The sequence below is a fragment of the Bradyrhizobium sp. BLXBL-01 genome (genome assembly GCF_051853025.1).
Classification (GTDB): domain Bacteria; phylum Pseudomonadota; class Alphaproteobacteria; order Rhizobiales; family Xanthobacteraceae; genus Bradyrhizobium.
Map to the genome: position 1 here is coordinate 5,974,666 of NZ_CP182471.1, position 24,791 is coordinate 5,999,456.

Genomic DNA, 24,791 nt, shown 5'->3' on the forward strand with positions numbered 1-24,791 from the left:
CCTGGAGCGCAGGGCCGGACTGCCCAGATGGCTAGGGCGCCCGCCTCAGCGCGCCGCCCCTCGCCTTGACCGGATCGAGCAGCGACCAGTCGCCGTCCGGAAGCACATGGCCCTTGGGGAATGGCGCGCGCAGCTCGATCCCAAGCGAGCCCAGCACGCGGTCGTCGCGGTAGTAGCATTGCAGCACGACACGGACGAGGGTTGCGGCGGCAACGCCGTTATTGCGAAACTCCTGCGCCACCGCACCGCGCCTGGCGGCATCAAGCTCGGCGAGCGGCGCTCCGGCGAGCCGCGCCAGATGATCCAGTGCCGCCGCCACCAACTTGGTGTCGCGGCCGAGCGTTGCCAGCATGTCGGCCTGGATCGCTGGATCGTCGGCGCCCGGCACCTTGTACTCCTCGCTGGCAGGAATGATCATCGCGGCGATGGCGCGGAGATCGTCGCGCTGCCGCGGCGTGAGGGTGGGTTGATCAGACATGGCGTGCTCTTTCAAAGCTCGTGCGGCGATGACAGTGCGCTCCCTCCCCCGCTTGCGGGGGAGGGTTGGGGAGAGGGTGTCTCCGCGGAGGGATTCCCCGAGAGGAGGCAGCCCTCACCCGGCGCTCCGCGCCGACCTCTCCCGCAAGCGGGAGAGGTGCACCGAGGTCGCCGCTTGCTTGGATCCGCATCATGGTCAATCAAACAAATTGGCGAGGCGCTGCTTCATCTGGTCGGCGATGTAGAGCGCGAGGGCCTGGATGGTGGAGGTCGGGTTCACGCCGCCGGAGGTGACGAAGATGCTGCCGTCGACGATGAAGAGGTTCTTCACGTCGTGCGAGCGGCCCCATTCGTTGACGACGGAGCGCTCGGGGTCGGTGCCCATCCGCGCCGTGCCGAGCAGATGCCAGCCGCCCCAGGGGATCGGCGAGTTGACGCAGATGTCGGTCGCGCCGGCCGTTTCGAGAAACTCGCAGCCGCGCTCCAGCGCATGCTCCATCATCTTCCGGCTGTTCTCGCTGATCGTGTAGTCGATCTTCGGCGCGGGTATGCCGTGACTGTCCTTCAGCACCGGATCGAGCGTGACGCGATTGTGCTCCTCGGGCAGGTCCTCGCAGATTGCGGAGAAACCAAGCCGGTGGCCGTTGAGCTTGCGGAACACGCGGTGATGATCCTCGCCCCAGGGCAAAATGCCCTTCTGCTCGCTGACGACGGCCTCGAACACCGGCCCGGCTCCGCGCACGAACTGGACGCCGTAGCCGCGCACGAAGCCGCGCGACAGGTCGGTGTCATACCATTGCTTGCTCCACAGGCAGGTCGGCGGCGCGCGGTTAGAGTCGGTCGTCTCCTTCACATAGCCATAGATCTGCGCATAGGGATGGAACATCAGGTTCTTGCCGACGAGGCCGGAAGAATTGGCAAGCCCGTTCGGAAAGCGGCTGGAAGCCGAGTTCAGCAGCAGCCGCGGCGTGCCGACGCCGTTGCAGGCGATGATGACGACATGCGCAGGCTGAAACTGCTCGACGCCGTCCTTGTCATAATAGACCACGCCCGAGGCCATGCCGTTCTCGTCGGTGGTGATCTCGCGCACCCGGCAATGGGTGCGCAGCTCGACACCGGCGCGAATGGCGTGCGGCCAATAGGTGATGTCGGTCGAGGATTTTGCGCCTTGGGCGCAGGCCGGCGTGCAATGGCCGAGATTGATGCAGCGCGCCCGCCCCTCATAGTCCATCGTCGCGACCGTGGTGTCCGACGGCCACCAATGCCAGCCGAGCTTGTTCATGGCCTTGGCGATGATGGCCCCGGACAAGCCCATCGGCTGCTGCGGCATGGGCGGATGCGTCAGCGGCGAAAGCGGATCGCCTGATAGCCCCGACGTGCCCATCATGCGGTCGTTCTCCTCGAAGAACGGGGTCAGCGCGTCGTAGTCGATCGGCCAGTCGTCGGCGACGCCGTCCAGCGTCTTCACCTTGAAATCGGAGGGATGCAGCCGCGGCCAGTGCGCGGTGTACATCACGGTCGAGCCGCCGACCGCGTTGTAGTTCACCACCTTGATCGGAGAGTTGTCGTCGTTGATCGGGTAGTCCTCGGGCCGGCCACGGACATTCGGGCTCGACGACCATTCGCCGTAGAACTTGGCCTCCCAGTCGCGGCCCGTGCTGGGATATTCCGCCGGGTTCATCCAGCCGCCCTGCTCCAGGCAGAGGATGTGCATCTTGGTCTCGGCCAGCGACCACGCCACCGCCGCGCCCGAAGCGCCGGCGCCGATGATCAGGACGTCCACGGGGTCTTTCATCGCAACCTTGTCCTCCCCCCTCGCCGCTTACCGGGCGATTCGGCCTTTCGCGCGTCGCGAGGGCCGGTAAACGATAGGGGCAGAGCGACGGCGGAGTAAAGCTGCGGGGCGGGAATGTCGCACTTCGCGCGGCGCAGACCATTGGTCTCGCCACATCCGGATGCTAGGAACAGGGCGCACGAGCCATCGATAGCGAGACCGTATGTCCTTCCAGAAATTCTTTGCCGCCCCCCGCGCTTTTGCGCTCGTTTCGTTTCTCGCCTTGTCCGGATTTCTGGCCTCGTCCGGACCGGTTTCCGCGCTGACCGGCGCCGCGACGGTCCGGGACGGCAACTCCATCCAGGTCGGAGACGTCACCTACCGGCTCGACGGCGTCGACGCGCCGGAGCTGGACCAGGTCTGCATCGACGATCACGCCGATACCTGGACCTGCGGCATCGAGGCCCGCGATCAGCTGGCCAAGCTGGTCAACAAGCGGACGGTGCGCTGCGACGATGTCGGACCCGAGAAGAGTTTTGGCAAGCGCCACCGCGCCATCTGCACGGCCGAGGGCGACAAGGCCAGCTTGAACGAGCAGCTGATCAAGCTCGGCTTTGCCCTCGCCCGCGAGCCGATCAAGGCCAACGTGAAGCCGGCGGCCAACGAGGCCAAGACGGCGGCGGCCGGGATCTGGAAGGGCTGCTTTGTTGCGCCGCAAGATTTCCGCAGCGGCAAGAAGGACGGCGCACTGCTGGGCGCCGCCTGCCGGCCCGACCGCGACAAGGAGATCCGCGCCGTGCTGTTTCCGGAGGAGCTGACCATGCCGCCCAGCTGCAGCATCAAGGGCAAGCTCGCGGTGCGCGCCCGCGTCACCGGCAATATCGGCATCTATCATCTGCGCGGCTGCCCGAGCTACCCGGCGACCACCAAGCCGGACCGCTGGTTCTGCTCCGAGGACGACGCCCAGGCCGCCGGCTTTCGGAAGGCCTACAATTGCCGTCGGCCGAAGTGAACATTTCCTTCACGCACGCGTGAGTGGTAGTCCGAGACCGTATTGATCCGGAATTGAACTTCATCGGGAGTTGCGGCACTTATCAAAGTGCGCACGCGCTTTGCGCGAGCGTTTCCTTGGCAGACGATCCTCATCGGATTGTCTTTGCTCGGGCGTTTCCTCCCTAGACTTGGGCCGCTTGTCACCACAAGCGGCTCTTCTTTTTTGTGCGGCATTCGTGCGGGGTCTGTCACTGCGTCCGCATGATCTGGTCCATCGGCGGCATATTGGCGTTGAGATGCGCCATGATCCAGACCGTCCCGCCCACCACCAGGAACACCACCAGCAGCCCGAAGGCGAGCGCCAGCACGTTGTTGGTGTTGTCGGGGCCGGTGGTGATGTGCAGGAAGAATACGAGGTGCACGCCCATCTGCGCGATCGCAAGCACGATCAGCGCGACGGGAATCGAAGGCTGCCAGACCAGGTCGGTGCCGGCGATGAAGAACGACGTCGCCGTGAGCAACAGCGCCAGAACAAGACCGACGACATAACCCAGGATCCGCTCACCGACGCTATGCTGCTCTTCCTCGCCCGGTGCGAGGTCGCGCCCGGCCGGAATATGCGTCTGATCGCTCATGGAGCACCCCCAAGCAGGTAGACGACGGAGAACACCCCGACCCAGATGATGTCGAGTGCGTGCCAGAACAGCGCAAAGCACATCATCCGCCGCAGCACGTCGGCGCGAAAGCCTTTCGCAAACACCTGGGCCATCATGGTGAGCAGCCAGAGCACGCCGGCGGAGACGTGCAGGCCGTGGCATCCAACCAGCGAGAAGAACGCGGTCAGGAACGCACTGCGTGACGGGCCGTAGCCACGGCCGACAAGGTCGGCGAATTCGCGGAACTCGATCACCAGGAAGATGAGGCCGAGCACGCAGGTCACGCTCATGCCGAAATAGAACCAGAACCGGTTGCGCACGTCGGCGGCGATGCTGGCCATGCCGCAGGTGAAGCTCGACAGCAGCAGGCAGACCGTCTCGATCGCGACGTTCCTCTGCTCGAAGATCTCCGCGCCCTTGGGGCCGCCGGCGGTCTGGCCTGACAGCACCGCATAGGCCGCAAAGAAGCAGGAGAACATCACGATGTCGGAGAGCAGGAAGACCCAGAAGCCGTAGGCGGTCACGATCCGCTTCGGCGCGGGCCCGGGATGCTCGATGACGACGCCGATGTGATGGGGATCGGCGTGCGCATGGCCGACGGTTGCTGTCATCGCCATCACACCGCTCCCGCCATGCTGACGAGGCTGCGCCGTTCCTCGATATTGACGCGGTCGATCGCGGCGACCTCCGCGGCCGGAATGACGTACTCGTCATGGTCGCGCCAGGCGAACACGACGAAGGTCGCGAACGCGCCGATCCCCCCCAGGATCACCATCCACCAGATGTGCCAGATCAGGGCGAAGCCCATGATGGTGGCGAAGAACGCGCAGACGAAGCCGGTAGGAGAATTGCGCGGCATCTCGATGTCCTGATATTCGGGCACGTCATGCTCGAACGATTGCTGCCGGGCGTGCACCTTCATGTCCCAATAGGCGTCTTCACCGCGAACATCGGGATGGAAGGCGAAGTTGAACACCGGCGGCGGCGACGAGGTCGCCCATTCCAGCGAGCGACCGTCCCAGGGATCGCCGGTGCGGTCGCGCAGCGCCTCGCGATTGCGGATGCTGACCACGAGCTGCACGATCTGGCAGATCACACCCATCGTCAGCACGGCCATGCCGAGTGCAGCGATGATCATCCAGGGCCGCCAGGCCGCGACGTCATAGTGCTGCATGCGCCGGGTCATGCCGAGCATGCCGACGATGTAGAGCGGCATGAAGGTGACGTAGAAGCCCGTGAAGGTGAACCAGAACGCCGCCTTGCCCCAGCGCTCGTCGAGGCGGAAACCGAACGCCTTCGGAAACCAGTATTCGAAGCCGGCGAAGGCGCCGAACAGCACGCCGCCGATGATGACGTTGTGGAAATGCGCGACCAGGAACATGCTGTTGTGGAGCATGAAGTCCGCCGGCGGCACCGCGACCAGGACGCCCGTCAATCCGCCGATGATGAAGGTGACCATGAAGCCGACCGACCACAACATCGGTGTCGCAAAGCGGATGCGGCCGCCATACATCGTGAACAGCCAGTTATAGATCTTCACGCCGGTCGGCACCGCGATGATCATGCTGGCGATGCCGAAGATGGCGTTGACGTTCGGCCCTGCCCCCATCGTGAAGAAATGGTGCAGCCAGACCATGAAGGAGATGACGCAGATCGCCATGGTCGCAAGCACCATGGAGCGGTAGCCGAACAGCGCCTTGCCGGAGAAGGTCGAGACCACCTCGGAGAAGATGCCGAAGGCCGGCAGCACCAAAATATAGACCTCGGGATGGCCCCAGGCCCAGATCAGGTTCATGAACATCATGACGTTGCCGCCGGCCTCGTTGGTGAAGAAGTGGAAGCCGAGATAGCGGTCGAGCAGCAGCATCGCGAGCGTCGCGGTGAGGATCGGGAACGCCGCGACGATGAGGAGGTTCGAGGCCAGCGTGGTCCAGCAGAACATCGGCATGCGCAGGTAGTTCATGCCCCTGGTACGCAGCTTCAGCACGGTGGTGACGAGATTGATGCCGGCCACCAGCGTGCCGACGCCGGAGATCTGCAGCGACCAGGCGTAATAATCGACGCCGACGCCGGGCGAGTAGGACAATTCCGATAGCGGCGGAAAGGCGAGCCAGCCGGTGCGCGCGAACTCGCCCACCACGAGCGAGACATTGACCAATAGCGCGCCGGTCGCCGTCAGCCAGAACCCGACCGAATTGAGCGTCGGGAAGGCGACGTCGCGCACGCCGAGCTGGAGCGGCACGACGAGGTTCATCAGCCCGATCACGAACGGCATCGCCACGAAGAAGATCATGATGGTGCCGTGCGCCGAGAAGATCTGGTTGTAGTGCTCCGGCGGCAGATAGCCCTGCGACTGATAGGCCACCGCTTGCTGGATCCGCATCATGATGGCGTCGCTGCCGCCGCGCAGCAGCATCACCGATGCCAGCAGGATGTACATGACGCCGATGCGCTTGTGATCGACGCTGGTGATCCATTCGTGCCAGAGATAGGGCAGATGTCCCTTGACGGCGACCCAGGCCAGCACGCCGAGGATGGCGACCAGCACCACCGCGCCGGCGACGAGCGGAATCGGCTGGTCGAACGGGATGGCCGACCAATCGAGCTTACCGAGCATCATGGCCTCCACTGTGCGACCGGCCTGCTTCGGACGCGAGCTCCGGCCCGGGCCCGGGCGGAATGTGCTGGGTCGCGATCAGATCGAACAGGCGCGGGTCTTCGAGGCGGTAGGTCGGCCGGCCCCGCTCGACACCCTGCTGCATCAGCTTCTTGTAGCTGTCCTCGTTCAGCACCGCATCCGTCTTCGCCGTATTCGCCACCCAGTCCGGAAAGGCGAGCGGCGAGATCACGTGGACGTCGAACATCATGTCCGGGAAGCCGTCGCCGGAGAAATGTGCCGACAGGCCCTGAAGCTTGCCTTCGTTGTCGGCGCGCAGGTTCAGCTTCGTCACCATGCCGTTCATGGTGTAGATCATGCTGCCGAGCTGCGGGATGAAGAACGTGTTCATCACGCTCGACGATGTCAGCTGGAAATTCAGCTCGGCGCCGGTCGGCACCGTCAGCGTGTTGACGGTGGCGATGCGCTGGTCCGGATAGATGAAGAGCCATTTCCAATCGAGCGAGACGGCCTGGATCCGCACCGGGCTGCCGGTACCGGGCACGGGCGCTGCGGGATCGAGCTGGTGCGAGCCGATCCAGGCGACGCCGCCGAGCAGGATCACGGTGAGCGCCGGGATCGCCCACACCACCATCTCGACGCGGCCGGAATAGACGAACTCCGGCTGATAGCGCGCCCTTGGATTCGAGGCGCGAAACCAGAACGCAAAGGCCAGAATCGCGAAAATGGTCGGCACCACGATCACGAGCATGATGAAGACGGAATCGACCAGGATGGTGCTGTTGGCGGCAGCCACGGGCCCTTGTGGGTCGAGCAGATTCATCGGCAAGCCACTGGTGGTTGGGAAGCCCCGGGGCTGAGCCTAGCGCGGGAAAGGCTCCGCAACAAACGCTGCGAGGTCGGAACGGTTCCGGGACTGCAACGGCCAGCCATGCGCGATGGGCCGGCCGCCACAGGCAATTCCGTGTGATGTCAATGACATGAAGGCGGAAAGCGCGCTCTTCTCTCCCATCAGGGCGATTGCTAGTCTGCACGAAAATAATGACGAGGACGGGAGTGAACCGAGATGCGCTTAAAGGACAAGGTCGCGATCGTCGTCGGGGCCGGCCAAAGCCCCGGCGAAGGCATGGGCAACGGCCGGGCGACTGCGCTCACCTTCGCGCGCGAGGACGCCAAGGTTTTGTGCGTCGACCACAATCTGGAATCGGCGCAGGAAACAGTGGCGATGATCGCCGCGAAAGGCGGCACGGCGGCGGCCTTCAAGGCGGACGTGACCAAAGCTGAGGACATCAGGGCGATGGTAGCGGATGCGCAATCGCGCTGGGGGCGTATCGACGTGCTGCACAACAATGTCGGCGTCAGCCTCGCCGGCGGCGATGCCGAGCTGCTGCAACTGACCGAGGAGGCGTTCGATCGCGTCGTTGCCATCAATCTGAAGAGCTGCATCCTGGCGGCGAAGGAAGTGATCCCGATCATGCGCGCGCAGAGGAGCGGCGCCATCATCAACATCTCGTCGATGGCAGCAATCACGACCTATCCTTACGTCGCCTACAAGGCGACGAAGTCGGCGATGATCGCCTTCACCGAACAGCTCGCCTACCAGAACGCCGAATACGGCATCCGCGCCAACGTCATCCTGCCCGGCCTGATGAACACGCCGATGGCCGTCGATACCCGCGCCCGCGAATGGCACAAGACCCGCGCCGAAGTCGAAGCCGAACGCGACAGCAAGGTGCCGCTGCGCAGGAAGATGGGCACGGGCTGGGACGTCGCCAACGCCGCGCTGTTCCTGGCGAGCGATGAGGCGAATTTCATTACGGGTGTGACGCTGCCGGTGGATGGGGGTGCCAGCGTGAGGCGGGGGTAGGTCGTTCTTCTCCCTCTCCTCGCTTGCGGGGAGAGGCAAAGAGTAAGGCGCTCATCGCGAATATGTCACCCGCCAGATCGTGCCGTTGCCATCTTCCGAAACCAGCAGCGATCCATCCTTCGCCACCGCCACTCCCACCGGCCTACCCCACACCTCGCTGTCGTTCACGACGAACCCCGTGACGAAATCCTCGTACTCGCCGGTCGGCTTGCCGTCCTTCATGCGGATGCGGATCACCTTGTAGCCGGTGCGTTTCGACCTGTTCCAGGAGCCGTGCTCGGCGGCGAAGCCGTCGCCCTGGTATTCGGGCGGAAACTGCGTGCTGTGGTAGAACGTCATGCCGAGCGAGGCCGAGTGCGGCTGGATCAGCACATCAGGCACCGTCACCTTGTCTTTGAGATCAGGCCGCGCGCCGGCGTGGCGCGGGTCTTCATTGTTGCCGATATAGAACCACGGCCAACCGTAGAACGCGCCCTCCTTCACGCTGGTGACGTAATCGGGCACGAGATCGTCGCCGAGGCCGTCGCGCTCGTTGGTCGAGCACCAGGGCAGCCCGGTCTGCGGCTGGATCGCGAGGCCCACGCAGTTGCGGATACCGGTGGCATAGATCTTTCGCTCCTTGCCGTCGGGATTGAAGCCCAGCACCGCGGCACGTTCGAGCTCGCTGGCCCATGTTGCGCCGAGCGGCTGCGTCTTCGACCACGCGTCCATCCCGCCCGGCGGTGTGCCCATGCCCTCGGCGACATTGCTGAGAGAGCCCACCGACACCAGCATACGCTTGTTGTCGGGCGTGAAGACGATATCGCGCGTGGAATGCCCGCCGTCATGCGGCAGGCTCGCGACAATCGTCTCCGCCTTGCCGCGCGCCTTGAGATCGCCGGCCTGGTAGGGAAAGCGGACGACGCTGTCGGTGTTGGCGATGTAGACCCATTGCGGATTGTCGCCATTGGGAAAGAACGCGATGCCGAATGGCTGCCGCAGGCCGCTGGCGAACACCTCGTTGGTCGCGACCTTGCCGCCCTCGCCCGCGCGCAGCACGCGGATGGTCCCGGCTCGTGTTTCGGCGACGAACACATCGCCATTCGGTGCCACGCGGATGATACGCGGCGCGCGCAGGCCTTCGGCGAACAGCTCGATCTTGAAGCCGGCCGGAACCTGGAGCTCGGCTTCCGGCGGACGCGGCACCACGCGCGACGAGCTCGCAACCGATCGCGTGGCGCCAGGCCTGACCAGATCCTGCGGCCGGATCAGCCTGACCGTGCCGGGCTTGTCGGCGCGCCAATCGCCATAGGCGTCCTTGCCTTGCAACACCGGCTCGGCCTGCGCGCCGGCCGCAACCAGCAGCGCTGCGAGCATCGCCACGAACGTTATTCTGTCGCTCACGTCGTCCTCCGCCTTGCCCGTGTCGTGCGTCAACGCCGATCAACCGAAAAAGGTCTGCGGCGAGTTTGGCGCCTGCCGAATCCCACGTCAGTTCATGCCCGCACGATGTGCATCAGCCGCAGCCCATCATACTGGAAAACGCGGTTGAACGGTGCGACACATTGTGGGGGCGGCGAGCGCCGGTTACGGTCATGGAGGCTGCGGCATCCAGGTCGCGTCGGATGGGGAGATCATGTGGGGATCCATCATATCGGAATGGGCGAGCCTGCTGCTGCGCTGGCTGCACGTGGTGGCCGCGATCGCCTGGATCGGCAGTTCCTTCTATTTCATCGCCCTCGACCTCAGCCTGAAGCCGAAGACGGACCTGCCTGACGGCGTGCAGGGCGAGGCCTGGCAGGTCCATGGCGGCGGGTTCTACCGGATCATGAAATACCTGGTCGCGCCCAGCCAGATGCCGAACGAGCTGACCTGGTTCAAATGGGAAGCCTACACAACCTGGCTATCCGGCTTCGCGCTGATGGTGGTGGTCTATTATCTGGAGGCCGACCTGTTCCTGGTCGACAAGTCGATCCTCGATCTCACGCCATTCCAGGCCGGGCTGTTCAGCTTCTGCAGCCTCGCGCTGGCGTGGCTGCTCTATGAGGCCGCCTGCCGCACCGGGCTCGCGCAGCGCGAGCTGCCCTTCGCCATCGGCGGCTATCTGTTCCTGGTCGCGCTCACCTACGCCTTCACCCATGTGCTGAGCGGCCGCGGCGCCTTCAACCAGATCGGCGCGATCATCGGCACCATCATGGTGGCCAATGTCTTCACGCTGATCATCCCGAACCAGAAGAAGATCGTGGCCAGCCTGATCGCCGGACAGGCGCCCGACCCGACGCTCGGCAAGGCCAGCAAGGAGCGCTCGGTCCACAACAATTACCTGACGCTCCCCGTTGTCGTGCTGATGATCAGCAACCACTATCCCCTGCTCTACGCCACGCGCTTCAACTGGATCATCGTCGCGATCATCCTGGCGCTCGGGCCGGTGATCCGCCACTTCTTCAACGAGCGCCATGCCGGCCGCCAATCGCCGTGGTGGGTGTGGGGCGTAGCCGCTGCCGGCGTGATTGCGATCCTCCTCCTCTCCGCCGCCGGCCCGCGCGAGGTGAAGACGGGCGCATTGTCGGCGCCGGTCACGGTCGCCAATGTCGAGGAGATCGTGATGTCCCGCTGCAGCATGTGCCATGCAGCCGAACCGGTCTGGGCCGGCATCGTCACCGCGCCGAAGGGCATTTTGCTCGACACGCCCGAGCACATCCATCGCAACATCCGCCTGATCGGGCGGGTCGCGGCCTGGTCGAATGCGATGCCGCCTGGCAACATCACGGAAATGACCGGCGAGGAGCGCGCCGTCCTCGCGGCCTATATCGAGCAGGCGCGCTGAGGCGCGTCCAACGAGGATGCCTTGCGCGGAATGAAATTCCGCTTCTCCCCGCCGAATTGAAAATGACTTGGCCGTTCATCCGGCGTAGACATGGCCGGCAGCCGCCGGCGCGGCGCAAAGTCAGCTTGCAATCGGGGATGAGAACAGTGGCCCTCAAGAACGTCATCGGTATCGACCACGCCGTCGTCATGGTGAAGGACCTCGACAAGGCCGCCGAGAATTATCGGCAACTGGGCTTCACCGTGTCCCCGCGCGGCACCCACAGCGTTCATATGGGCACCGGCAACTACACCATCATGTTCGACCCCGACTATATGGAGCTGCTCGGAGTGCTCGCCCCGACCGAGCTCAATGTTCCCGCGCGCGCCTTCCTGGACAAGCGCGGCGAAGGGATCGAGCGCATCGCTTTCACCGCGGTCGATAGCGCGGCCGGCGCCGAGGAGATCCGCGCACGGGGACTGGAGCCGATCGGCCCGACCGATTTCGAACGCCCTGTCACGCTGCCTGATGGTACGATCTCGGCAGCGAAATTCCGCACCTTCATGTGGCCGACGGCGGAAGCGCCGGGCGGTGTGCGCATCTTCGCCTGCCAGCACAAGACCCGCGAGACCGTGTGGATTCCCGAGCTGATGACCCACGCCAATGCGGCCAAGCGGATCAAGCAGACGCTGATCGCAACGCCAGAGCCCGCCAAGGAGGCCGCGCATCTCGCCCGCCTGATCGACCGCGAAGCCAAGACCGACGCGGACGGCGCGGTCAGCGTGCCCTCCGGCGGCGATCGCGCCGACTTCGTCTATCTGACGCTGGACCAGCTCGCCAAGCGCTATCCCGGCGTGCCGCTGACCGGCCTCTCCGAGCGCGGCGGCGCCGCGCTGGTGCTGGTGAGCGGCGATCTCGCGGCGACCGAGATGGCGCTGGGGTCGGCCGCCGTGCGGAGCGGAGCTGCGATCTGCGTGCCGCCGGCCAAGGCCAACGGCACCCTGCTCGCCTTCGTTGCCGGCTGATTTGAACCAATTCTTTAACGGGTGTTTACCCGGCGGCTGTAGGCTTCGCGGCCATCCAAGCCACCGGGGCCAAACGCATGTTCAAAGACGGGTCGCCGATCGCCTATGACGCGCCGGCCGAACTGAAGAAATGGCCGTCGCTGAAAGGCGAGAGGCAGAAGGATCGCGGTCCGCCCTATCTCGTCTACAACGGCACGCTCGCCGAATGCGTCCGCGAGCTCATGGGCAAGCCGATCAAGGGCATCTCGCTCTACGACATCATGACGACGCCGCAGGCCGCCTTCGACCAGACCGTGTTGTCGCCCGGCGACGCGGCGGAGATCGCGATGCGCAAGGATTTTCCCAAGGACTAATTCGCGGCACGCTTCGCAGCTGGCGTGCCCTGCCGCCTCGATGAGGATTCCGTCGGCGCATCGAGGAAGACGACTTGTGTACCGCGCTTCACGTTCTCGCCGAGCACACGCGCGTCCCAATTGGTCAGGCGGACGCAGCCGTGCGACGCCGACTTGCTGACCTTGTCCGGCTCCGCCGTTCCGTGGATGCCGTAGCCCTGCGCCGACAGGCCGATCCAGTATGCTCCCACGGGATTGTTGGGCCCCGGCTGGATGTCGAACGGCCTGTTGGACTTGACGCTCTTGAACTTGTACTCGGGATTGTAATGGTAGGTCGGCTGCGCGTTGGTGCCGGTGACCTTCAGCGTTCCGGTCGGCGTCGGGCGATCCGGACTGCCGACTGACGCCGGATAGAACGCCAGCAGAGCGCCGCTGGCATCGAACGCTTTCAAGGTCCCGTGCGTCTTGTCGACTTCGAGCCGGGCGATGCGCGGCAGCTCGCGCCGTGCCGGAACGTTGGCAACGACGATCGTCGCTCCTGCCTTGTCGAACGCCTTGCCCGGATTGAGCGCCCTGAGCAGATCCGCACTCATGTGAAATTTCTCGGCAAGTCCTTCGAGAGGGCTGGTGTAACTCAGCGCCTTCAGCGATTTCATGTCGTCGAGCTTACTAGGCAATTTCTCCAGGAATGGCCCTTTCACATCGGCGTCCGTGATCTTGTAGTCGACGAGAATGGGGCCCTCGCTCGCTGCGGTCAGCTTGTCCCAGAGCTCCGGCGCGACTCCCTTGTCGGATGCGATGCCGTTCTGCTCCGCGAACGCCTTGAGCGCCTTCTGCGCGTTCTCGCCGAACTTGCCGTCAATCTCGCCGGGCGAGAATTGCGCGCGATCGAGCAGCACCTGAAGTTTCACCACGGCTGCATTCAGCTTGTCGGTGGCCGGCGGCTTCGCAGGACGCGCAGCTTCGTTCACCGTAGCCGGATCGAGATTGCCTGCGAGCGCCGGGCCGACGAGCCACAGCGAAATCACCGCGCCAAGCATCCATCGCATCGTCATCGCACATCCCACTCGCAAGCGGCCCGCAAACCCGCGGAAGGTTTCTCTTCGGGAACACCGTACTAACACCGAAGGAACCGAGGAGACCGCAGCTTTGCCGCAATCGGACGGTTAAGAACTTCCTATCGCCGGCGCAGCGCTGGCCGTTCATCCCACAGTTCGAGGTTGTCCCCGCAAATGCGATTTGTCGTCGCGGCTTGCGCCGCGTTTCTGCTTCTGATGTGCGACCTCGATCCGTCGGCGTCCCGGCAAGCATCACGTTTCGACACTACTGTTCTCCAGAACAATCATGCCTCGTCACTTGTTCCGGTGGTCGAACTCTTCGTCGCCAGCGTGCAGGCGATCGAGCTTGCCAACGCGCACGCGGCCTATGAGCAGGTGATCGAGCCACCACGCGCGGTCGAGCCGGCGGTGCAGGCCGAGCCCTCGCCAACCGAACGATTTTGTCACGCGCTGCGCGCGGCCGCCGAATCCAGCGGCATTCCGGTGCCGTTCTTCGCACGCCTGATCTGGCAGGAGAGCCGCTTCAAGTCCAACGAGGTCAGCCACGCCGGCGCGCAGGGCGTCGCTCAGTTCATGCCGGGGACGGCGGCCGAGGTCGGGCTCGACGATCCCTTCGATCCGATGAAGGCGCTGCCGGCGTCGGCGAAATTCCTGCGCAAGCTGCGCGACGATTTCGGCAATCTCGGCCTTGCTGCCGCCGCCTACAATGCCGGTCCCGGCCGCATCCAGAAATGGCTTGCCAGGGAGAGCGAGCTGCCGCGCGAAACGCGCGACTATGTCCGGATCATCACCGGCACCAAAGCCGAAGACTGGATCGAACGCTCGGAGGCGCTCGCGATCAGGATCGACCTGCCGCGCGAAGCGCCGTGCGAGGGCATCGGCAGCCTTTCGAAGGCCAAGGACGTCGCCTGGGTTCCGGTGAACCTGACGCCTTCGGTTGCGGGCATCATTCGCAAGGCCGAGCAACTCGCGGCGCGCCTGACGACGAACCGCGCGCGCAAGCAATTCGCAACCCTGCTGCGGAAGAATGCCGCGGGTCCCGGCAAGGCACGCAGCATGATTGCGGCACGCGCGGCCGGAAAGAGCGCGAAGGCGCGCGCCGTTCGCATCGCATCGCGCGAACGGACGTCAGGCTAGCGATCGGAGCCGCTCGCTTGCGCGGCTCCGATCTCCATTGAGCTAATCGATCTCCTCGATCACCCGACGTTCGCGCGGCTCAATGACGTAGGTCCGGCTGTCGCGATGGATATAGCGATATTCGCGCAAGCCCGGCGCATCGCGGTAGACCGTGGTCGGGAATTCCTCGACCTCGACGGTCTCCGGGACCCGATCACCGATGCGCATCTCCGTGCGTGCGGTGCTGCCGGTGGTCCGCGCCTCGCTGCGTCCTTCGGTGCGGGTCTTCGCATGCTTGCGGATCACCTCGCGATCGCGATCCGAGAACTTGCTGGCGCTGCGCTCGCGCGTGGTCGTCGTCGTTGTCGCCGTGGACTGGCCCGAATACGGCAGCACCGTTACGATCTTGTAGGTCGCCGGATCGACCACGACGATCTGATCTTTCACCAGCGCAAAGCTGTAGCCGCGATATTGCGGCACGATCTCGACGACGTCGGGCGGCAGTGTCGAGAGGTGCACGTCGCGCGGAACCACCGTGCCGACATTCAGCGAGAAATTGACGCTGGTCAGCGGCCGCACGTTCAGGTGCGAGATCGACGCGCTGATCCTGGTCTCCTGCTGCTTGCTGATATTGACGTCGGTCTGGGCGGCAGCCTGATTGCTCGTCGGCGCGGTCGGTGCCTGCTGGGCCTGGTTGGTTCCAGATGCGGCAGGTGCCTGCTGGGCCTGATTGTTGGCCGGCGGCGGATTGGACCGGTCCTGCGCCTGGTTGGTGTTCGCAGGAGGCGGGTTGGCGCTCTGCTGCGTTGCAGGCTGGTTGCCGGCTGCATTGGAATTTGCCGTCCCGCTCTGTGACTGCGCGGTCGAGCCCGTATTGGCGGTGCCGGAGCCGGACGATTGTGGGTTGGCCTGCGTGGTCTGGGCTGGCGTTCCCGACGTCGTTGATTGCTGCGGTTGCGACGTGGTCTGCTGCTTGTCGGCCGCGCTCGAAGGCGAGGTCGCGGATGGCGCGGTGGTATTCGACTGGGACTGCGGCGTCTGCTGAGACGGCGGATTCGTGCTGGGCGATTGCGCAAACGCGGCGCTCGCCAGCACCACCCCCAAGGCGGTGGTTGCCAACAGGCGGATCATGGTTCACTCCCTTTCAACTAATGAAACTGGGCTACTAACCTGCGTTAAAACGAGCAGTTCCAGTTTTTCCCGAAGGAAGGCCGCGCTCTTTTCTGCGGAACCTGCAATGCCAGCGAAGAGTGCCGGGATCATCGCCTATCGCAAACGTGGGAACATCGAGGTGCTCCTCGTCCATCCCGGCGGGCCGTTCTGGCGCAACAAGGATCTCGGCGCATGGTCGATCCCGAAGGGCGAGTACGCGGACGGAGACGACGCAGAGATCGCCGCGCGACGGGAGTTCGCGGAAGAGCTGGGACTCGAGCTGTCCGTGCCGCTGACCCCGCTTGGCGAGGTCAGGCAGCGCGGGGGCAAGCGCGTCACCGCCTTCGCGGCCGCGCTCGATCTCGACGTGCGCAGCATTCGCAGCAACACGTTCGAGATGGAATGGCCGCCGCGCAGCGGCAAGCGGCAGGCCTTTCCGGAAGTCGACCGCGCCGAATGGTTCACGCTCGGCGCGGCGCAGGAGAAGATCAACGCAGGACAACGTCCGCTGCTCGACCGGCTTACGCTGCTGATCGGCGGATAGCGCGCCGCCTCACTCCGCCTTGATGTTTGCGGCCGCGACCACCTCGGCGAGCTCCTTGGTCTCCTTGGCGATCTTCGCAGCGTAGTCAGCCGGGCTGAGCACGCTGACGACGCCTTGCGAGCCGAGCTTCTCCTCGGCCGCCGGATCCTTGGCGGCGGCGACGATCTCCCGGTGCAGGGTTTCCAGGATTGGCGCCGGCGTCGCCTTGGGCATGAAGAAGCCGACCCAGAACGAGATGTCGAAGCCGGGATAACCGGCTTCCGCCACGGTCGGCACATCGGGCAGCGCCGGCAGCCGCTCGGCCGAGGACACCGCCAGCGCGCGCAGCTTGCCGGCCTTGACCAGCGGCACGGCGGAGAGCGGATCGAACACGGCCAGCACCTCCTGCGCGAGAATGCCGACCTCGGCGGCCGAGCCGCCGCGATAGGGCACGTGGATCAGCTTGATGCCGGCCTTTTGGCTGAGCAGCTCCATGGCGAGATGGGCGATGCCGTTACCGCCGGAGCCGTAGGCGAGCGCGCCGGGCGCGGCCTTCGCCGCAGCGACCAGATCGGCCACCGACTTGACGTTCGCCGTCTTGGGATTCTCGGGGTTGACGACGAGGACGAGCGGCGCCGACACCACCGTGGTGAGCGGCGCAAAGTCCAGTTGCGGATCGTAGCGGATATCCTTGAACAGCGTCTTGTTCAGCGTGATCGTCGACGAGTTGCAGGCGAGCATGGTGTAGCCGTCCGCATCCGCGCGCGCGACGCCCTCGGCGGCGATCATGCCGTTGGCGCCGGCGCGGTTCTCGACCACGAAGGGCTGGCCGAGCTTGTTGCCGAGGCGGTCGCCGATGATGCGCGCGACGACGTCGACCGGCCCGCCCGCGCTGAAGCCGACCATGATCTTGACCGGCCGCGACGGATATTTCTGCGCGAGAGCCTCTGTCGCCAGCGCCGAGGCGCATAGTCCTGCGATGACTGCCAGCAGGCGGGCCGTTCGTTGCATTCGTTCTCTCCCAGACCTCTTGGCGCCGCTTGTGTATGCTTCTTGGTGCGACGCCTTGGAGTCATGAATAGCGGCCGTGCGGGATTTCGCAATCGCGTTTGGCTGCCGGCATTCCGTGGCACGGCACATACGCGCCGCTTCCAAAACAAAAATGCGAAAACAACCCCATGCACAGTAGACCGCCCCTGTCAGAACAAGGACTTGCGGGCGGCGGACGAATTTTTCGGTTTCGCGAAATAAATTCTGAGGCGTCGGGCAAAACAGTGGCATACTGGCATCATCGCAACAGTCGCGAGCGTCATGGCCCGCCAGGCCGAAGCCGTCCGACGCGGTTGCGCCTAAACCCTTCATCGACATTTCAAAATTCGCATTCGCGCGCAGCAGCGAACGGCCGTTCGCGCCTGCGCCGCCAGAAGGACACAGCACATGACGACAGCTCTCTCACGTCCCATCACTTCGCCGCTCGCAGCATCCGATCGCAGCGCCCCCGCCGCGAACCCGCGCGTCAAACTCTACAAGCGGCGCATTGCGATCAGCCATCCCGACCCGCAAGCCGGCGAGCAGCTGCTGGTCGAGGCGCTCGGCGCCCCCGACCGCGACGCGATGCACGGCATATTGAGGCAATTGGTCAAAGCCAGCGCGGTCGGGCAGAAGCCCGACGAAGCCAACCTCGCCTTCATGATCTCGACGATCAGGAGCATCGCGCCGAAGGATTCCGTCGAGGCCATGCTGGTGTCGCAGATGGTGTCGGTGCACATGGCGGCGATGCGCTGTGCCTGCCGGCTGGCCTGCACCGACGATCTCGCGCAGCAGGAGGGCATCGCCCGCGCGTTGACCCGGCTCTCCCGCACCTTCGCCGCTCAGGTCGAAGCGCTGAATCGCCATCGCAACAGCGACGAGCGCGCAATCACGGTGCAGAACCTGTCGGTGCAGGACGGCGGACGGGCGATCGTGGGCAACGTCACGCAGCATGCGCATCTGATCGGTGCCGATCCGGACACCGCGTCGAGCGCAGCCGGCGAACGCGAATGAGCGGGCGCAACGCAAGGCGCCAACGCATGAGCGGCGGTTACGTCCGAAACACGCGGGCGATGGTGACGAGCCCGCGCTGCGGGGCGCGGCCACGCGATGGCACCGCCTGCCGCGCGCCGGCAATGCACGGCAAGCGCCGCTGCCGGATGCATGGCGGCGCGCGGGGATCGGGCCCCGAAGGGCAACCGGACCGCTTGGAAGCATGGATTGCTCACAAGAGCGGTGAATTCGTGTATTGTTTGATGGAGCGCGGAAGCTGCTACGCGGCTTGAATTGAGGACCCATCGTCCTTGCGGCGGTCAATACAAAGCAATGGAAATACCTCTCGAACTACTCTAGCGTGTAGTCGTGAAGGAGATTGCTTTGCCGACCGCTGCTACCATATCTATACTTGAGACTATTGAGCTGCTCGAAGGGTCATTCAAGGAGTTCTCAAAGGGCTTCCGGACCGGAATGTATGCGCTATGGCTCGGGTCTGCCATTTCTCGCGAGCGAGTTGTCGGGTTGGATGGCGTTCTGTCCAAACTATTAGAATCTTTGCGCCAACTAGTAACGGCGAATGAGGGTTGCCCACACCGCAAAGCGTTCTCGCAAATTCTCGATTTAGCTGACCTTTCTTCTGACGTGCGCGCGCAGATAGACTTTAACGTACCGGTCGCGAATTGGCCTCTTCAGAAAGAGATAGTAGATCGTCTCTGGAACAAATATTCAAAAGTACTCGGCATAGAGGTCTCTGGAAAACCGCTCGACTATTTGCTGTGGGACGTTTTGGATTTCAAACGCACGTTCGCGGCTCAAAGAGCGGACGCCGAGCATTTAGTTATAGGAATGCTGGTGCTTGAGGGAGCCGTATCCGAATTGGCGACAGCAAATTGGGATGCCTTGCTTGAGAGTGCTATGATGGAGCTCGGTCGGCCGAACGAAACGTACCAGGTGGCGGTTACCGGCAGCGACTTGCGCGGGCCGACCGCCATCGGAAAGCTGTACAAGTTTCATGGGTGTGCCAGACGAGCGATCGAAGATGAAAGCAACTATCGCCCGCTGCTTGTGGCTCGCGAACCAATGATAATACACTGGTTTCAGAATCCAAAATTCAGTCAGATGAGAGATCAGCTGAAAGCGTTGCTTGCACGCTCTCGAACTCTCATGGTGGGATTGTCTGCGCAGGACGCTAACATTCAACAATTGTTTGGCGCCAACGGTTGGAACTGGAATGACGATCCGGCGCCGATCATTTTCTCGGCTCAGGAGTTGACCGATGGGCAAAAGTCTATCTTAGAAGGCGCCTATCAGCCGAACTACGAGGCCCATCGGGATAAAATTTGCAGCAACGCCAGGCTGCCCGTCTTCTCCAAAGCGCTACTTCTTGCACTTCTCTTGGATGTCCTGGGTGGCAAGGTCGCAGCTCTTGCAGCTAGCGTGGAAGCACCAAATCTGAGCAAGACCGAACGGCAACGGCTCGCGGAAGGAATCGTGACCTTGCGCGATAGAGCCGCCAAGTTCGGGAACGCGGACCGCTATGCATTTGCAACAAGCATCGCACAAGTCATCGGGCGGTTCGCTGAGCAGCTTCGAGGCGGGAAGAGCCTCCCGGGCCCGCGTCCCTACATCCCAATAAGTCCAAACCCCGAGCATTTGATGCAGCAGGATGCCTCGATCGCTTTCACTGGGCAGGCGGAAGCAGCCGCGGCATTGGCGATAATTGGCCGAGAGGTTGAGGGATCAAGATGGGATATCTGCGTTGATGACCCGACGGATGCGCGATCCGGAGCCTTGCGGATATGCACTCCAAATGCCACCGCGCGTGTCTTCTTCGCAGCTAGTGACGACAACATCAGCAGCCTACTTAACGCCGGCGCTTTCGATGAGAGCGATCCAGACGTGGTGGTAATCTGCTCGCGAAAGGTTGCTCCTAGGCAGCAAAGGAGTCCTTCCGCTTCGCTAAGGACCGGAAAAGCGGAACCGCGTTACATCGGCTTTGGCGAGCTATTGTCTGATGAAAAATCTCTTGAAGACATTCGTCAGCGCTTCTTAGCCGAGGTCGGCCTATGACAATCACGGAACGCGTGCTGGAAATTCTAACAGTCGAGGGCCGGTATCGCGCCCTACCAAATCCCGTCAAAATTGGCTCTCAAGAATTTACGTTCACGCAGGTTTTGGTCGCAAGCGACAAAGGAAACGACCTTGTCATCGTGATCGAGTTGACAAGTATAACGGACAATTCCTCCGTGATCAGATCTGTGTTGGCGTTCACTCGCGCTTTAGATGTGCTGCGTTCTCGTCGTTCTGTCACAACAGTCCTAACATCCGGACAGGCGGACAAAGATCTCATCAATGCAATCAACAAGGTTTGTCGAGTGCTCCCTATTGGCGCTCCGAGCTACGACGAGATCGACACCATACGAGATTGGCTGGCGGTATTACTGCCACTCACGAGCCCGCCCCGCGTCGAGCACCTCGCCGACTGGCGAACCAACCTCAATAAGAGTTTACAGGAAGGGCCCGAGCGTTTGCAGATGGATCGCTTCATTCAACTGGCAGAGGATGGACAAGAGGCAGTTGAGCAGGCTCTTGCGACGGCAATCGCAGAGTTGGCGGACGACGCCTTAAACGAGGGGCGGCCCGAAACATGACGCCAGGTCTTAAGTCACTCTCCATCCAGAACTTCCGAAGCATTCGTGGAGCAATAGTTGTGCCACTTGATGCTCAGGTAGTTCTGATTCATGGCACGAACGGCATGGGCAAGACCAGCGTGCTATCGGCTCTTGAGCTTGGATTGACAGGAGCGATCGCTCATCTTGAGGATCAGTCCAATTACCACGACTTTCTGACTAATATCGGCACAGCCGAGGGCTCGATCCACCTCACCACAAGTGGAAAGACTGAAACCACATCCGGAGAAGGCAGAGTCACTTTCAAGCCAGGCACGTTCAGCACGACGCCAGCTCTAGATGAGGTCCACACCAGATTTTTCGCGGAGCGTTGTTATCTGCCACAGGCCGTCCTTGGCCGATTACTGGAATTCTACGATCAGAAAAAAACGACGAACTCAAGGCTAACGCTGTTCGTCAACGAATTGCTGCGTCTTGATCCGTTAGACGCCTTGGTCGATGGGCTTAACCACGCGTTCAATGTGACGCGAATTCGCAAGATTGCGCCAGCCTACAGGGAGCTTGAAGCGGCCCTACAGCGCCTCGACCAGCAGATCGCGCGTGAGCAAACAGGCATCCTCTCTGCCCAAGAAGCGGTCAATGCTCGCCTTACGCGGCTAAATGATCTTGTAATGCAATTGCACCCAACGATGGAGGAGCTGCCGCCAAACTTTAACGTTGGGGCGCTAAGAGAGCAAGTTTCGCAAGGGGGATTCGACGAGATGGAGCTGTCTCGAATCACTCAGGAGAGATCAGAACTCAACTCATTAAGCGAGCGGTTGGCAAAATTGGGGGAAAGCGGTCCTGAAGTCGATTTGGCCGTGAGGCAAAGAGAGGAAGCAAAAGCTACATCCGAGTATACCGCATGGCTAAACGATCAGGGGGCAGAGATTATTGCGGCGCTCGACGAGCTCCGCAAATTCCATTCGGAATTGTCTCGTCCCGACGCGGATATAGGCGCGCTTGTGAACGAGGCATTGGCGTGGTGCGAAGCTGAGATCGAACGCTGTCAAAGGCTTCTTAATCAACATGAGCTGGGGAGCAAAGTACTAGCAACTGCACAGGCCACCGCGCAACGGGCGGCAGCTCGAATTCAGGATATCAATGACGCTCTTGCGGCAAGAACAAGGGATGCGAAGACCTTGGCCAACGCGCTTGCGGGTATAGCGCCACATGTCGAGGCTGACATGTGCCCCGTTTGTAACCGCGATTTTAGTGAGCTGGACAAGGGCTCGTTGACCTCCCACATCGCAGCCACGATCGCAAACCTCACCAGCGAAGCTGGTAGATTGCAAGCTCTTGCCAATGAGCGAGCCTCCGAGAGTGAAAGACTAGCTACCGCACGTCGTGATGAAGTATCTGCCGAGCGCATGGTGCTAAGCGCCGAAGCGCGAGTAGATTGGTTACGACGCCAATCATCCATCACGTCTATCAAAAGCAAGCTAGATGCTCTTCGCGAAGAGGCCACAGTGGGAGCGCAGCTTTTCCAATTGCTTGAAATAGCTCGCCGAAACCTAATTGAAGCACGTCGGGCGGATCTCTCATCCTCGACCATACTGCCCGATATCCAGGCCGCAGTAGAACGAGTCACCGGGCGCCCTCTCGGTTCTTTCACCAGCCTACAGGAGGGCCTGAAGCAAGCAGATAACGAATTGTTGGCGAAGCAGGCCGCGGTTAGAAGGAACCTTTCAACGCGCATCACTGCTGAATCTGAACTAGGTCAATACGAGCGGGAAACCCAGCTTCTCTCCGAGAGAATCGACCGCGCGCGACAGCTCTCCGAGCGAGAGAGGTCCATGAAAGACACTTTCACCTCAATCGGAAACATTCGAGACACTGCCAGACACCTTGCTACGGCCGCTAGCCGAGTTCGCACCGGAATTGTACGCGATGTCTTCAGTGGCTCTCTCAATACGGTCTGGCGTGATCTATTCGTCCGATTGGCTCCTAATGAGCAATTTGTTCCCCAATTTAGACTCCCAGCGGAGGACGATGGTAGAGCTGAAGCGATCCTCGAGACCCTCCACAGGTCTGGACAATCTTCGGGGCCTCCAGGCGCGATGCTTAGCCAAGGCAACCTGAATACAGCAGCATTGACGCTGTTCTTAGCGCTAAATCTATCGGTCCCATCTCAATTACCTTGGCTGATCCTAGACGATCCGGTTCAATCTATGGACGATGTTCACATTGCGCAATTTGCAGCCCTACTCCGAACATTTTCCAAGAAATTAGGCAAACAGATCGTTGTTGCCGTTCACGAGCGAGCACTGTTCGATTATCTCACCCTTGAGCTGAGTCCTGCCTTTGCCGGCGATAGTCTCGTCACGGTGGAGATTAGCCGCAACTTGAGTGGAGAGACGGTTGCAGATCCTCGGTATTTCGTTTTCGAGCAGGACAAGATCGTTGCCGCGTAAGCCCAGGCAGTGTGGCCGAGCAATCCGCTCGACGTTGGTCCGGCGCCCGAACACGGCCCTAGCGAACGCAACGCAGGGCGCCTGCGTATGACCGGCGATCACATCCGTCAATGCAGTCGAGCCTGCGCTGCGGGGCGCGGACACGCGAAGGCACCGTCGGCCGTTCGCGCCTGCGCCGCCAGAAGGACACAGCACATGACGACAGCTCTCTCACGTCCCATCACTTCGCCGCTCGCGGCATCCGATCGCAGCGCCCCCGCCGCGAACCCGCGCGTCAAACTCTACAAGCGGCGCATTGCGATCAGCCATCCCGACCCGCAAGCCGGCGAGCAGCTGCTGCTCGAGGCGCTCGGCGCCCCCGACCGCGACGCGATGCACGGCATATTGAGGCAATTGGTCAAAGCCAGCGCGGTCGGGCAGAAGCCCGACGAAGCCAACCTCGCCTTCATGATCTCGACGATCAGGAGCATCGCGCCGAAGGATTCCGTCGAGGCCATGCTGGTGTCGCAGATGGTGTCGGTGCATATGGCGGCGATGCGCTGTGCCTGCCGGCTGGCCTGCACCGACGATCTCGCGCAGCAGGAGGGCATCGCCCGCGCGTTGACCCGGCTCTCCCGCACCTTCGCCGCTCAGGTCGAAGCGCTGAATCGCCATCGTAACAGCGACGAGCGCGCAATCACGGTGCAGAACCTGTCGGTGCAGGACGGCGGACGGGCGATCGTGGGCAACGTCACGCAGCATGCGGGCGTGCTCGTTGCGGAGACAGGCCAAAGCGACGCAAGGCAGGGGCCGAGCCGATGACCGGCGCCCACGCCCGCAACACGGCACCGATGCAGTCGAGCCCTCGCTGCTGCGCGAGGACTCGCGACGGCGGCACGTGCCGTGCACCGGCCAGGCGGGGGAAGCAGCGATGTCGCATGCACGGTGGGGCAAGGCGATCAGGGGCGCCGAGAGGAAACCGGAACGCACAGAAGCACGGCCTGTTCACGCGAGCGGCCAAAGCCGAGTCGGGACAGCAGCGACTGCTGCTCGAAGAGGCGCAAAGACTGCTGGAGGAGCTGAAGTGATGCCGCTGTCACGAGCGGGGCCGGCTGCCATCCTCCGGTCCTGACGCGCGTGCTGACGGCCTCACCCCTTAACAATTTACGCGTGTTTGTGAATTACTTCACACGCCCGTTATTCCCGTTATCGCTAGCTTGGACCGATATCGGAAAAACAGCGGGAGGGTGTCATGGGCGCATTGAATCTTGCGCAGGTCCTCTGGGAGGAACGACGGGCGCTCCGCGGAGATCCTCTGGAATTCCCGCC

The 24,791-nt window shown here is 62.9% G+C and carries 24 protein-coding genes; 14 read left to right on the plus strand and 10 right to left on the minus strand.

The window, feature by feature from the left end:
• Positions 1–31: 31 nt before the first annotated feature.
• Together ACNJYA_RS27720 and ACNJYA_RS27725 are read right to left on the minus strand one after the other, a co-directional pair.
• Complete coding sequence (locus ACNJYA_RS27720) at positions 32–478, minus strand: hypothetical protein (protein WP_439363900.1); 447 nt, start codon at positions 476–478, stop codon at positions 32–34.
• 195 nt (positions 479–673) lie between these two features.
• Positions 674–2,272, minus strand: coding sequence for a GMC family oxidoreductase (locus ACNJYA_RS27725; RefSeq protein WP_439363901.1), 1,599 nt, complete (start codon positions 2,270–2,272; stop codon positions 674–676).
• Between the two features lie 202 nt (positions 2,273–2,474).
• On the opposite strand from ACNJYA_RS27725, the gene ACNJYA_RS27730 reads away from it, so the two are divergent.
• A complete protein-coding gene (locus ACNJYA_RS27730; RefSeq protein WP_439363902.1) occupies positions 2,475–3,263 on the plus strand; it encodes a thermonuclease family protein in 789 nt (262 codons plus the stop codon).
• Between the two features lie 229 nt (positions 3,264–3,492).
• Here the strand turns inward: ACNJYA_RS27730 and cyoD are convergent, their stop codons facing one another.
• The 4 genes from cyoD to ACNJYA_RS27750 are packed head-to-tail and all read right to left on the minus strand — an operon-like array spanning position 3,493 to position 7,340.
• A complete protein-coding gene (gene cyoD, locus ACNJYA_RS27735) occupies positions 3,493–3,879 on the minus strand; it encodes a cytochrome o ubiquinol oxidase subunit IV (protein WP_172783873.1) in 387 nt (128 codons plus the stop codon).
• Positions 3,876–4,517 carry a cytochrome (ubi)quinol oxidase subunit III gene (locus ACNJYA_RS27740; protein ID WP_439363903.1) on the minus strand — a complete coding sequence of 214 codons (642 nt, stop codon included), beginning with the start codon at positions 4,515–4,517 and terminating at the stop codon, positions 3,876–3,878. The genes cyoD and ACNJYA_RS27740 overlap by 4 nt, the downstream gene beginning before the upstream one ends.
• Positions 4,517–6,517, minus strand: a complete 2,001-nt coding sequence (gene cyoB / locus ACNJYA_RS27745; RefSeq protein WP_212254722.1) for a cytochrome o ubiquinol oxidase subunit I — start codon at positions 6,515–6,517, stop codon at positions 4,517–4,519. The genes ACNJYA_RS27740 and cyoB overlap by 1 nt, the downstream gene beginning before the upstream one ends.
• On the minus strand, positions 6,507–7,340 hold the full coding sequence (locus ACNJYA_RS27750) for a cytochrome ubiquinol oxidase subunit II (protein ID WP_212254721.1): 834 nt from the start codon (positions 7,338–7,340) through the stop codon (positions 6,507–6,509). Before ACNJYA_RS27750 ends, cyoB begins: the two co-directional genes overlap by 11 nt.
• A gap of 243 nt (positions 7,341–7,583) precedes the next feature.
• Here ACNJYA_RS27750 and ACNJYA_RS27755 point away from each other — a divergent pair, with 243 nt between their 5' ends.
• The gene (locus ACNJYA_RS27755) at positions 7,584–8,384 is read left to right on the plus strand and encodes an SDR family NAD(P)-dependent oxidoreductase (RefSeq protein ID WP_212254720.1); all 801 of its coding nucleotides are present in this window, start codon (positions 7,584–7,586) and stop codon (positions 8,382–8,384) included.
• Between the two features lie 51 nt (positions 8,385–8,435).
• Here the strand turns inward: ACNJYA_RS27755 and ACNJYA_RS27760 are convergent, their stop codons facing one another.
• Positions 8,436–9,740: a PQQ-dependent sugar dehydrogenase gene (locus ACNJYA_RS27760; protein WP_439367522.1), complete on the minus strand. Its 1,305-nt coding sequence runs from the start codon at positions 9,738–9,740 to the stop codon at positions 8,436–8,438.
• A gap of 259 nt (positions 9,741–9,999) precedes the next feature.
• On the opposite strand from ACNJYA_RS27760, the gene ACNJYA_RS27765 reads away from it, so the two are divergent.
• The 3 genes from ACNJYA_RS27765 to ACNJYA_RS27775 all read left to right on the plus strand — a co-directional run bounded on the left by ACNJYA_RS27765 (position 10,000) and on the right by ACNJYA_RS27775 (position 12,547).
• On the plus strand, positions 10,000–11,190 hold the full coding sequence (locus ACNJYA_RS27765) for a urate hydroxylase PuuD (protein WP_439363905.1): 1,191 nt from the start codon (positions 10,000–10,002) through the stop codon (positions 11,188–11,190).
• Between the two features lie 146 nt (positions 11,191–11,336).
• Positions 11,337–12,194: a VOC family protein gene (locus tag ACNJYA_RS27770; protein ID WP_439363906.1), complete on the plus strand. Its 858-nt coding sequence runs from the start codon at positions 11,337–11,339 to the stop codon at positions 12,192–12,194.
• 77 nt (positions 12,195–12,271) lie between these two features.
• Positions 12,272–12,547, plus strand: coding sequence for a hypothetical protein (locus tag ACNJYA_RS27775; RefSeq protein ID WP_439363907.1), 276 nt, complete (start codon positions 12,272–12,274; stop codon positions 12,545–12,547).
• Here the strand turns inward: ACNJYA_RS27775 and ACNJYA_RS27780 are convergent.
• The gene (locus tag ACNJYA_RS27780; RefSeq protein ID WP_439363908.1) at positions 12,544–13,581 is read right to left on the minus strand and encodes a L,D-transpeptidase family protein; all 1,038 of its coding nucleotides are present in this window, start codon (positions 13,579–13,581) and stop codon (positions 12,544–12,546) included. The genes ACNJYA_RS27775 and ACNJYA_RS27780 overlap by 4 nt on opposite strands.
• A 177-nt stretch (positions 13,582–13,758) precedes the next feature.
• Here ACNJYA_RS27780 and ACNJYA_RS27785 point away from each other — a divergent pair, with 177 nt between their 5' ends.
• Entirely contained in the window at positions 13,759–14,721 is a 963-nt protein-coding gene (locus ACNJYA_RS27785) for a lytic transglycosylase domain-containing protein (RefSeq protein WP_439363909.1), read from the plus strand.
• Positions 14,722–14,763: 42 nt separating this feature from the next.
• Here the strand turns inward: ACNJYA_RS27785 and ACNJYA_RS27790 are convergent, their stop codons facing one another.
• The gene (locus tag ACNJYA_RS27790) at positions 14,764–15,831 is read right to left on the minus strand and encodes a DUF1236 domain-containing protein (protein ID WP_212254715.1); all 1,068 of its coding nucleotides are present in this window, start codon (positions 15,829–15,831) and stop codon (positions 14,764–14,766) included.
• 106 nt (positions 15,832–15,937) lie between these two features.
• Between ACNJYA_RS27790 and ACNJYA_RS27795 the strand changes: the two genes are divergently transcribed.
• Positions 15,938–16,396: an NUDIX domain-containing protein gene (locus tag ACNJYA_RS27795; RefSeq protein WP_212254714.1), complete on the plus strand. Its 459-nt coding sequence runs from the start codon at positions 15,938–15,940 to the stop codon at positions 16,394–16,396.
• A 9-nt stretch (positions 16,397–16,405) separates the two neighbouring features.
• Here ACNJYA_RS27795 and ACNJYA_RS27800 read toward each other — a convergent pair whose 3' ends face one another.
• Positions 16,406–17,386, minus strand: coding sequence for a Bug family tripartite tricarboxylate transporter substrate binding protein (locus ACNJYA_RS27800; protein ID WP_439401040.1), 981 nt, complete (start codon positions 17,384–17,386; stop codon positions 16,406–16,408).
• A gap of 426 nt (positions 17,387–17,812) precedes the next feature.
• On the opposite strand from ACNJYA_RS27800, the gene ACNJYA_RS27805 reads away from it, so the two are divergent.
• From ACNJYA_RS27805 to ACNJYA_RS27835, 7 genes are all read left to right on the plus strand, one after another.
• Positions 17,813–18,418: a hypothetical protein gene (locus ACNJYA_RS27805; RefSeq protein ID WP_439401041.1), complete on the plus strand. Its 606-nt coding sequence runs from the start codon at positions 17,813–17,815 to the stop codon at positions 18,416–18,418.
• Positions 18,419–18,477: 59 nt separating this feature from the next.
• Positions 18,478–18,690, plus strand: a complete 213-nt coding sequence (locus tag ACNJYA_RS27810; RefSeq protein ID WP_439403479.1) for an HGGxSTG domain-containing protein — start codon at positions 18,478–18,480, stop codon at positions 18,688–18,690.
• A 76-nt stretch (positions 18,691–18,766) separates the two neighbouring features.
• Positions 18,767–20,470 carry an SIR2 family protein gene (locus ACNJYA_RS27815; protein ID WP_439401042.1) on the plus strand — a complete coding sequence of 568 codons (1,704 nt, stop codon included), beginning with the start codon at positions 18,767–18,769 and terminating at the stop codon, positions 20,468–20,470.
• Positions 20,467–21,051 carry a hypothetical protein gene (locus ACNJYA_RS27820; protein WP_439401043.1) on the plus strand — a complete coding sequence of 195 codons (585 nt, stop codon included), beginning with the start codon at positions 20,467–20,469 and terminating at the stop codon, positions 21,049–21,051. The genes ACNJYA_RS27815 and ACNJYA_RS27820 overlap by 4 nt, the downstream gene beginning before the upstream one ends.
• Positions 21,048–23,483: an AAA family ATPase gene (locus ACNJYA_RS27825; protein ID WP_439401044.1), complete on the plus strand. Its 2,436-nt coding sequence runs from the start codon at positions 21,048–21,050 to the stop codon at positions 23,481–23,483. Before ACNJYA_RS27820 ends, ACNJYA_RS27825 begins: the two co-directional genes overlap by 4 nt.
• 195 nt (positions 23,484–23,678) lie before the next feature.
• Positions 23,679–24,284: a hypothetical protein gene (locus tag ACNJYA_RS27830; RefSeq protein WP_439401045.1), complete on the plus strand. Its 606-nt coding sequence runs from the start codon at positions 23,679–23,681 to the stop codon at positions 24,282–24,284.
• A 29-nt stretch (positions 24,285–24,313) separates the two neighbouring features.
• Complete coding sequence (locus ACNJYA_RS27835) at positions 24,314–24,550, plus strand: HGGxSTG domain-containing protein (protein ID WP_439403480.1); 237 nt, start codon at positions 24,314–24,316, stop codon at positions 24,548–24,550.
• Positions 24,551–24,791: the final 241 nt, after the last annotated feature.